The 11,181-nt window shown below is 24.3% G+C and carries 7 protein-coding genes; 6 read left to right on the plus strand and 1 reads right to left on the minus strand.

Annotation, left to right across the window (positions count from 1 at the left end):
* From BU00_RS04830 to BU00_RS0104180, 6 genes are all read left to right on the plus strand, one after another.
* A partial coding sequence (locus BU00_RS04830) for a putative immunoglobulin-blocking virulence protein (protein WP_211246806.1) occupies positions 1-2,193 on the plus strand: 2,193 nt, incomplete at its 5' end.
* Positions 2,194-2,266: 73 nt separating this feature from the next.
* Entirely contained in the window at positions 2,267-4,783 is a 2,517-nt protein-coding gene (mip, locus tag BU00_RS0104160; protein WP_027121587.1) for an Ig-specific serine endopeptidase MIP, read from the plus strand.
* Between the two features lie 101 nt (positions 4,784-4,884).
* Positions 4,885-5,241, plus strand: coding sequence for a PTS sugar transporter subunit IIABC (locus BU00_RS0104165; protein WP_036459143.1), 357 nt, complete (start codon positions 4,885-4,887; stop codon positions 5,239-5,241).
* Position 5,242: 1 nt separating this feature from the next.
* Positions 5,243-9,271 (plus strand): DEAD/DEAH box helicase, encoded by a 4,029-nt coding sequence (locus BU00_RS04835; RefSeq protein ID WP_051521878.1) that lies wholly within the window; start codon positions 5,243-5,245, stop codon positions 9,269-9,271.
* Complete coding sequence (locus BU00_RS0104175; protein WP_245579613.1) at positions 9,228-9,611, plus strand: ArsR/SmtB family transcription factor; 384 nt, start codon at positions 9,228-9,230, stop codon at positions 9,609-9,611. The genes BU00_RS04835 and BU00_RS0104175 overlap by 44 nt, the downstream gene beginning before the upstream one ends.
* On the plus strand, positions 9,604-10,872 hold the full coding sequence (locus BU00_RS0104180; RefSeq protein WP_027121590.1) for an ABC transporter transmembrane domain-containing protein: 1,269 nt from the start codon (positions 9,604-9,606) through the stop codon (positions 10,870-10,872). The genes BU00_RS0104175 and BU00_RS0104180 overlap by 8 nt, the downstream gene beginning before the upstream one ends.
* A 22-nt stretch (positions 10,873-10,894) precedes the next feature.
* Here BU00_RS0104180 and BU00_RS05355 read toward each other — a convergent pair.
* Positions 10,895-11,181 (minus strand): hypothetical protein (locus BU00_RS05355; protein ID WP_027121402.1); only part of this gene is annotated, 287 nt, incomplete at its 5' end.

The following is an 11,181-nucleotide window of genomic DNA, read 5'->3' on the forward strand; positions in this document are numbered from 1 at the left end:
GATTTTAATATACATGATAAACCAAAAGAATCAAAACCAGAACCCAAACCAGAACCAATTCCACCAGTTAAAGTTCCACCAATTGTAAAACCAAAACCAATTGAAACACCAAAACCTCAACCAAAACCACAAGCCAAACCTATTGTAATACCAATTGAAACACCAAAACCTCAACCAAAACCACAAGCCAAACCTATTGTAATACCAATTGAAACACCAAAACCTCAACCAAAACCAGAACCTAAACCTGAAACAAGAATCAAAAGCGATGTTATTAAAACTGATGTTGGTGAAATTTCAGTTGTTTATGAAGAACAACCACCAAGAAAAGAAAATAGAGATGACGTTGCAGCTGGTATTACAAATAGAGTCAAATATATAGCACAACTTACACCAAATATTTTAAGCGTTGCCCCAAGTGCTGAAAATATTAAAGAAAGTATTGCTAATTCAGTGCAAAATTTAAATAGATTTCAAAATACTTTTTTTGGTAAAAGTGGTATAGTTACTCAATTTTATAAAGACCATTATGCTGTTGCTGGTCACGATGAATTGCAAGACTATCTTGATAGATCACCAATGGACTTAAATGTTATTTTAAAATTATTTGATAAATACCGTGCTTTAATAGAAGCAGGAAATGCTAAACCCTTTTTATTAGACGAATTTCAAGATAAATATGAAGAATGATTTAATAATACTAAAACATTTGAATACATACCACCAGTAAGAGGATATGGTAAAGAATATTTAAAAGTTGGTCATTTATGAATTGCAATGCATATTGATCCTAATAAATTTACAGAACTATCTGATACATTAAAGAAAGATCTTGACAAAGGTTTTTATATTGATAAAGATAATGATAATATTTATGTTGATAAAAACGGTAAATTAAATTCTTACGCTGTTTCACCAATTTTTAATGCTGTTGTTAGTGAAATAACACGTAACAATTTAGAAAAACGTGTTTTTGGAAGTAATTCAAAATGAAATAGACCAGCGGATAGTATTGATTTAGGAAACTATCCAGGTTGAACAAAAACCGATGTTACTTCAACACAAGAATTTGCAAAATACAATGTAGGTTATTCAGATGGTATTAAAATTGAAAAACTTACAAAAGAAAAAGATAATCCAAGTAAAACACAAGATGGTTTTTTAATAACAATTGATGTTGCAAACAAATCGGGTTATGAAAAATCAATTAATTTTATTAAAAGTTTACAAGATGATAATAAAACAATTACTGGATACAGAATTAAAAATATTGGTAGATCTGGCGCTTCTCAAGAACTTAAAGATGTTTTAGCACAATTACCTAAAAAACTTCCTCTTTTAGAATTATTTTTTGAAAGTTTTAATACTTCATCATTAATTGCACTTGAAGAAAAAGAAATTGATGAATTAGGTCTTTATACTTCTCAAAATTCATTAGTTGATGAATGAAGTTTAAATCCATGATCACTTAAAGGTGTTGCGTATGTAAATATGGCTGATTACAACGTTTCAGCAAGTTATAATAAATACGACAGAATTTTTACAAGAATTACATTTAATAGTATTGGTTTTGATGATAAAGATTGAGTTTCAGAGACTGATTTAACACGTATAAACAATGGTTTAAGAATGGTTTACTTTACAAGAAATAATGAACGTATTTTCCAAGGTGGTTTTGGTCCAGGACTTAATCCAGATCATAATGAAGGTGGAAATAGTTACCCAACTGGTCTTGATCTTTCACGTGTAACAAAAGCCAAAGGTCTTAAAAATATGGAATTTTGAGACAGAACTAAGGGGAAAGGTGTTAATCTTAGAAAACTAAAAAGAATAGTTCTTTATAACGAAAGTGAAATCTGAGAAACTGATACAGACAATATGAATAAAGCACAATTTAACTACGTTTTAGATAAATTTGTTGCACCAGGTGTTCCAAAAAGTAAAATTATTTTTTCAAATAGAAAAAATACCAAAAATATTAAAATTACACCAAAAATTAAAGGTCATAAACTTGATAATGAGGGAATTGCTAATTTATCAACTTTATTCAATTTCTCTGATGGAACATTTTCTCAATCTAACACAATCATTTATGTACCAGAAGGTGAATCACAATTATACAACCAACTAAAAGGTTTAGGTTATAACACACAATATCAAGCAGAAGGTGAAGAACCAATTCAACTTGCATAATACACCTTAAAAGGTGTATTATTTCTTTTTAAAGAAGGATAGGTTTATTTCAATATAAACAAAGGAGATTTTTATGAAAAAGATTCAAAAAATGAAATTATTAGTTCTAGGAACATTTGCAATTACACCAATGGCAATTGCTGCAAGTTGTCAAGAAAATACAAAAAAATCAGATACAAATAATAATAAATTACCTACTGAATCTGAGAAAAAAACAAATGGTTCACAAGAAAAAGAAACATTAAATGGTTCAGGTTCTCAAACACAAACTCCAATAAATTATTTTAACAACGAAGAAACTCAAAAATACATTAAAAATAAGAGTTTTGATGATATTTTTAATGTATCACTTCCTAGATATAAATTTCAAGATAAAACTGCAGAAGAATTTAGAGATCATTTCGAAGAATGAGTTGAACTTAACTCAAAAGAAACAAGATTAAAATGAAGTTTATTAAATGTTTCAGTTAATAAAAATGAATTAAATTTATTTATAAATTTTAATGATAATGATGATATTGGAGAATTTTATACTTTATCTGGTTTTAAAATTGATAATACACCAAAATTTGAAAATCCAACATCAAAACCTTCAAATTTTAATGATGTTAAAAGATATTTTAATTCACCAAATGACCAACGTTATGATGAAGATATTGCAAAATTAAGAAATTCAATTAAAAGTCAAAGTTATGCAAGAAACACTCTAATTTCTGAAACAAAAAAAACAGAATTCAATGAAAAAGCAAAAGAACTAAAATTACCTGATTATGATTTAATCAATGATTTAGGTTGAAGTATACCTGAATTCAATAATGATGGAACTTTTAAAGGTTTAAATATTAAAAAAACTGGTAATGCAACACTTAATTCATGAGTAGATTATTTCAATAAAGATCAATATAAAAATATTGGATTACCACGTTATTTAGTGAACGAAAATTATAGTGAGTATGCACAACAAACATATCAAACTTCATTTTATTATTGAGTTTATACAGGTGATGTTCAAAAACAAGAGATTATTGCAGAGTTATTAAAAAATCCTGAGGATTTGCATAATTTAGCGGATAAAATTAAAGACACTAAAGCAAGAGATGAATTTAAAAAAGCATTTAATAGTGATAATAGTCTTGGTGTTCGTGAAAGATATAGAACTAAAATTCTAGCAAAAATTCGTGAAGAAAATAATAATGATTATGATGCAGTTTCTAAAATTTATAAAGAACATATTCAAAAGTATCGTGATATGTTAATAGACAAAGTTAATAAAGAAACAAGATTAGATGATTCTTTAAAAGCACGCGTAATAACTCAAATTCAAAAAGAAGAGAATTTTGTTACACTTGAAAATTCTGCAAGAAGTCAACAACCAGGACACGGTACATCATCAATAATTGACTATGAAATTCCAGCAGAAGGACATTATCCAACTAAATTTTATTTTGCAACAAATTACCATGTTATCGATGGTTTTTCAGAAAACAACTTATCAAGTTTTGGATTCCAAAGATTATCTAATAAAAATCCTTCAATTTTTTCAAAATTAAGAGTTAATGCTTTTGAAGATAAAATTGAAAAAATTCCATTACCTCCAAAAGCATTTAAACGTATTTTTGATGGTCGTGATTTATTTAAATGAGATCCAAAAGATTATTCTGTTGATAAATCTGATGAAACAAAAGAATTTGTTGATATAGCAATATTTGAAGTTGATTTTTCTAAGTTAGAATATAATGATTATAAGGACAAGGGTTCAATAGAAGAATACGCAAGATGAGCAACAAATGATTATGCAAGTTTATCAGAAGATAAAAAACTAAAAATTCCTACAAATGATTATTTATCTGATTTTGATAAAATCGATGTACCTATCATTGCTAATCAAACTGGTAAAAAAGCAGTTGAAGAATATGATCAATTATATGGAGTTTCATATCCTGCAACAGAATCAAATGTATTCAGTGATTTTCATTTAGATAATTATGAAGATAAACATGATAAGGAATTAGGAAGACATACATTTTCACTTTGAACTAATGCTGATTATGAACTTTATAAAACTGATTACCCTGTTGGTAATGAAAGTAAAATAAAACGTCTTAAACGTGGGAATCATTTATCTCATAGTGCAATTTTAAGAACATTTAAGGATAAACCTGGAATTTATGATAGATTTTTAAACGCTCCAGTTGTTGGTGAAATATATAAATCAAAAGATGATGGTAAACCATACTATCAAAGTGGTTTAGCATATTTATATAAAGGTTATGCCCCAGGACCCGGTGCTTCTGGTTCATCAATACGTAATCAAAACAATGAATTAGTTAGTTTAATTACAACTGGATATTTTGGTCAAGGTATCTCAAGTGGATTAGCAATTAGAAGCAAAGGTTTAGATTTAAAAGGTTTATTTGGTCAATATAAATTACCACAATATGATTTAATCTATGGTGGAGGTGAAAACCAATCAAAATCATTCAGAGAAAGTTTAAAAGAAATATATAAAAATAAACCAAATATGAAAACTAATTTATTTAAAAATGGTTTAAACACAATACCAGAAGAACATAAATTCAAAAACAACTAAGCAAAAAAATCACAGAAATATCTGTGATTTTTGTATTTCTTAATACAAGTTTAAAATAAAATTATTGTATTATTCGAATAAAATACTGTAAAATTTTTAATATGAAATATAGAATAAAAATGATTTTTTTAACAATTATTACATTTGGTTTGATATGAATCAAATGATCAAAAAAAATAGAACATAAAAAAAATACAATTTATCAAGTTGAAAACATACCGTTTAATATTGAAGCGTTTTTTTCTTTATTAGGAACAAAAGAAAATATAAAAAAAATAGATTCAAAACATTCAAGAATAGATATTTATTTTAGTGATATATCAAAAATAAATAAAGAACAAATTCAAAAACTTAAAGGTGTTAGTGGTATTTTTGTTAAATCAGATACGATATCAGTAGTTTTAGGAGTTTATACACAAAGTGTTTTTAATGCATTAAATAACAAGGAGATAAAATAAAGTGAGTGATTTAAAGCAACAATACAAGACTATTTTAGATAATTTAATCGATGTTCAAACAAACGACTCTTCTATCTTTACAAGAGTAGATAATAATTTATTTTATGATTTATTGCCAATTTTAGCAACAGAAGACTATTTTAAAATTATTAATAATGAAAATTTTCAGACATCATTATTAAACAAAAATATTCTTAAATTATTTGAAAAAGTTAAACATTTTACAGATATAAATTCACTTAAAGAATTTATTCATAACACAGAAATCAAAAGACCTAATTTTAAAACGCTTTTAGAATCTAAAAAAGATATCAAAGAAATTACTAACAGAATACAATCTAGAGTAGAATTTGAAATTCAAAATAGTTTAAAAAATTGAAAAATTTTAAGTGATAAAGCCAACAGTATTTTAGAACAAACAAATATTTGACCATTGCATATTGGTTTTTTATTTATTTCAATTAAACACGAAGAAAAATTTATTTATGCACCATTATTTTTTAAACAAGTAAGAATTGATTTTAAAAATGGAACAAAACCAATTTTAGTTGGTGAAGGTGAAATTAAAATAAATGAAAAAGTTTTATTTTTCTTAAATAGTATTGGTAAAAATATTCAAATAGACAGTGATCTTTCTTTTAATTCAATGCAAGAAATTATTAATAAAGTTCGCCAAGATTGAAATGGTATTTATTCCTTACCGGAAGTTGTTTTTAGTGAATATGAATTTATTAATAAAGATGATGTAGAATTTGACACAATTAAATTTTATCCAGGTGCTGTTTTAGGTTTATTCCAACCTTCTGGTGGATATTCAAGAAATATAATGAAAAAAATTATTGACAATAATGAATTACAAAAAATCATTACTGTTGAAATTAATAAAAACAATTACAAAAAAGCTATAAGAAATAGTATTTTTAATCCAAATATTAATATTTTTAAAATTACAAAAACAAATTATTCACAAGATCAAGCAATTATTTCTTCTTTTATTCAGCATACAATAATCTGGGGTCCACCAGGCACAGGTAAATCACAAACTATTGTAAATTTACTTGCAAATATTTTAGCGTACGGCAAAACCGCAATAGTTGCTTCGCAAAAAAAAGCAGCTTTAGATGTTTTAAAACAAAGATTAAACGGTTTAGAACAATTTTGTTTATTTATGTTAAAAACCAAAGAAAGTTCTAAAAGACAATTTTATAAACCAATTAAAGAATATTTATTGCAATTTGAGAATTTTATAAGTGCTTCAGAATTAAAACCAACACCTATTGTTAATTCAGAAGAAATAGAATATATAAAATTAGTTAATAATTATTTAAATGATGAACAAGCACAAAGTATTTTACAAGCTTATTATTATTTAAGTAAAAAATACAATGTAAAAGATTATCAAAATGAAATTGAATTTATTTTAGGATTACCATCAGAATTAAAATATCCTAATGAACCAATTAATCCACAAGATTTAAAAAAAATATTGTTAAAACTAAACAATGCATTTTGAATATTTTACAAAAAGTACCAAAAAATTTCTCAACTTGCTGACTCGATTAATTTAGTTTTACCGGAATTTAATGGATCATTACAAGATTTAGTTACTTTTTTCAAGATTATCAAACATGATTATAATTTTAATAACAAAGAGAATCCTTTTACTAAATTAAATAAAATTATAGAATTTTCAAAAAAAATTGATTATAATCAAATTATTTCTGATGTTGAGATTTTGAAATCAATTATTATTGAACACAATTATAATCAACTAATGCAAAGTGAAGAATTAAAAGAACAATATATAGAATTTGCTCAATCTGTTAGAGTTGAAAATTATGAACCATATAAATTTATCAAAAAATATGCAAAAATTATAAAAATATTATTCAGGGTTATTGTTACAACTCCTGATATTGATTTATCAATTTGAGATAAAGAGGAATTTGATTTTGCTATTTTAGATGAATCAAGTCAAATTTTTGTTGAAAGAGGTTTACCGATTTTATATTTAGCCAAAATCAAAATTTTAGCTGGTGATCCTGAACAAATGAGACCAAGTAATTGATTTGAAACAAGAAGTGTTGATGATTCTATTTTTGGTGCAACTGAATCAATGTTAGATTATGCTTATTCATTAAATGTTTTTAAAATTTTATTGGATAAAAATTACAGATCAAATTATGCCTCTTTAATGTCTTTTTCATCTAAAAACTTTTATAATTCACAACTCGATGTAATTGATGTTAATTCAGATGAAAAACATGAAGCACTTGAGGTATACAATGTTGATGGTGAATGAATTGATAATAAAAATATTGTTGAAGCAGAAAAAGTTTTAGAATTATTAGAGAACAATATACCAAAATATAAAAAAATCATTTTACTTTCATTTAATATTAAACAAAGTGAATTTATTAAAAATTTAATTTTTGATAAATACCCTAAAATCGAAGAATTTCTTAGAAATGGTAGTGTTTTAGTAAGAAATATAGAAAACATTCAAGGTGATGAAGCAGACTTGGTAATTGCTACAGTTGCATATGATAAAAATACCAAACTTCACTCAACATATATTTGTAAAAAAGGTGGTAAAAACGCTTTAAATGTTGCTATTTCACGGGCAAAAGATAAAATGATAATTGTTAAAACCATCCAATCAAATCAAGTATCAATAAGTGAAAATTCATCAGAAGATATGATTTTATTCAAAGAATGACTATACTTTTTAGAAAAAGATTCAAATTCTAGACAAAAAGAAATAATAGAATCGTTTAATAAAAAAATATCTTCGAACAAAATATATGATTTAACTCAAGATTTGTATGATGATGTTAAGGTAAATCATTTACCAAATAATAGCAAATGATTTGTATCAAAGGTGTTACAAGAAGTTGTTGATGAATGTAATAATAAACCTGAATATGAAGTATTTCAAAATTATAATGTAGGTTCTATAAATATTGATTTAGTTGTAACAAAAAATCAAAAACCATATAAATGTTTTATTTTCGATGTTTTTGATTATGGTATAAATTCTAATAATTTTAATTTGATTGATAATCAGCAAAATAATATTGAAAAATATGTTTTAATTAGAGATAAATATTGATTTTTAAGATCTAAAAAATATCAAACTTATATAGTTTCTCCAATCAGTTGAATAGAGATTCAAAAAGAATTATCTAAATGGTTTGCTACAGAAACAAAAGAAAATTATCGAAATGAAGAAAAAATAAATGATAATAATGAACAAAATCAAAAATATCAAAGTCTGATAAAAACTAATGAAATCCAGTTATCTGAAAAAGATATTAATAAAGAATTATTTGTTTTAGACCAAAATACTAATATTTCAACTATTGATTCACAAGTTGAAAGTAAAATTTTAAATTCTGAATTAAATATTTTTAATAGCAACATTAAACAAGAATTTGAAAAAAGTTTTACAAACCATAACAATGATCAAAATAATTTTGAAGTTAAAAAATATGAAAAGGAAAATAATGCTTTTTTTAATTTAAATAATACATTAGAATTAGAATTAAAAAATGTTATTAATAAACCAGATGAAGCAGTTTTTGTAGATAAAAATGAAACAGTAATTAATGATGAAAAAATAACACAAGAAATTAATACAGAAATTCAGGATATTTTAAGCAAACCAGAAGTTATTATAGTCTATGATGAAACCAACAATATAGAAGTTCAACAAAACTTGTCTGATAATGTTCTAGATAACAATGAAACAAATAACATTGATTTTATGAGTGATTTTGATAAACAATTAGAAGAATTTAAGCAAAAAATTCAAAAAAATTCTATTAATTCATTAGTTTTCGATGAAAACAATTCAAGTGTTGATGAATTTAGTGAAATGAGTAGTTTTATTGTTTCAGAAGATGAAAACATTAGTAATCAAGAGTTGGATAATTACCATAATAAATCAGAATTAAGTAGCAGAAAAGATATTACACAAGAAAACAATGATAAAACTAGATCAACAAAAGAAAGGAATAATGAACATTAAAGAATACAATTGCACTCTTGATAAAGTTTTAAGTTTTTTATCTAAAAGTGTTAAAAGAAGAATAATATTACATTTATTCACTTGCCACGAAAAAGAATGTGATGTGAATGTTTTAGCTGAATTACTAAAAGAAAAACAATCAAACGTTTCAAAACATTTAAGTGATTTAAATAAACATTTAATAATTGAAGCAAAACAAGAAGGTTTGTATAGATTTTATTATCTGAACCCTATTTTTACTAAAAAATATCATTCTTTATTAGAGGAAATTCATAAAATAGATAATGAAAGCATTGATTGCGAATGTGTAAATGATGGACATTTAAATAACAATGGATAAAAAAATAACTCTATTGAGCTTTACAAAAGGGATTAGAATTTGAATTCTTGTTGTTATTTTATGCATTTTTAGCCAAGTTTATCTTGAAATTTTAATGCCACAATATGCAAAATATATAATTAATTATGTAACAAATAATAATTTATCAAATAATCAAAAAGAAAGCGAAATTCTAAAGAATTCATTAATTCTTTTTAGTTTAATTGTTGGAACTATAATTCTTAGTTTGTTAGGTGAAATATTTATTGCGAATAAAATTTCATCGATTTTTGCTAAAAATTTAAAAATTAGTTTATTTAAAAAAATTCAAAGTTTTTCATTTTCAGATATTGATAAATTTTCAAGCGGAACATTATTAAATAGACTTGATACAGATGTTGCATACATAAAAGGTGCTTTTGACACAGTATTAACTTCTTTTATTAGACTACCAATAATGTTTGGTTTAGCAATGTTTTATTCAATAAATGAATCAATACAACTTTCACTAATTTTTGTAGTAGCATTGCCTTTTTTAATTACTGTTCCAGGTTTCTTTTTTGTGTGATCTAAGAAATATTTAAAAGAATTATTATTAACATCAGATAAATATAATAATAAACTACAAGAAAATTTAAATGCATTAAAAACAATTAAATCACATTTAACCGAAACAAAAGAATCTACTTCTATAAACAAAATCAACTTAGAATTAAAGACGAATTCAATTAAATTTGAAAAAATTAATTATTTCAACAATATGTTTTTTATGACAATTGTTTTTGGTTCAGTTATTTCATTGGCAGTTATTGGGGTTAATAAAGTATTGCATAAAGAATTTAATGTTGGTACAATTACTGCATTTGGTACATACATTTGAATGGTTTCTGGTTCATTATCTGGTTTGGTTTTTTCTCTAATTAGTTTTACTTATTCTATACCAAGTATGAAAAGAATTAAAAATGAAATTCTTAATTATACAAGTGATATTAGTTCAAATAACGATGTTGAATCAAAAGAAATATTAGGTAAATTAGAATTACAAAATGTATCATTAAAATATCCAAATAATACAAAAGAAAGTTTAAAAAATCTTAATTTAGAAATACAACCATATTCAACTATTGGTATTATTGGGGAAACAGGATCAGGGAAATCTTCATTAATAAATTTATTTGTTAGATTTTATGAGGCAACATCAGGTAATGTTGTAATTGATGGTGTTAATATTAAAGATTACAATTTATCTTCTTTAAGAGATCAAATTTTAAACTTTCAGTAAATTTTATACTAAATAAAAAAAATTAAGAAATTTTTTCGTTTATAGATATTATGAAACTATATAATTCATCAGAAGAAATATTCAAATTTTTGAGTATTTCTTTTTGTTTTGCAGTTAGAGAATTTTTTCTTATATATTTTTCATCAAATTTTGAAACCTCAATTTTTGATAATTCATCTATTATTGAATTAAATGTTAAACTTGATTTATTTTTTAATAAATCAGAACAATGAAACTTAATAAAACTTTTAACTATGGAAGCAATGAAAGTTATAAAGGTTTTACTTTCTAAAACACCATCAGTATAAG

The sequence above is a fragment of the Mycoplasma leonicaptivi ATCC 49890 genome (assembly GCF_000622205.1).
Taxonomy (GTDB): domain Bacteria; phylum Bacillota_I; class Bacilli_A; order Mycoplasmatales; family Metamycoplasmataceae; genus Mycoplasmopsis; species Mycoplasmopsis leonicaptivi.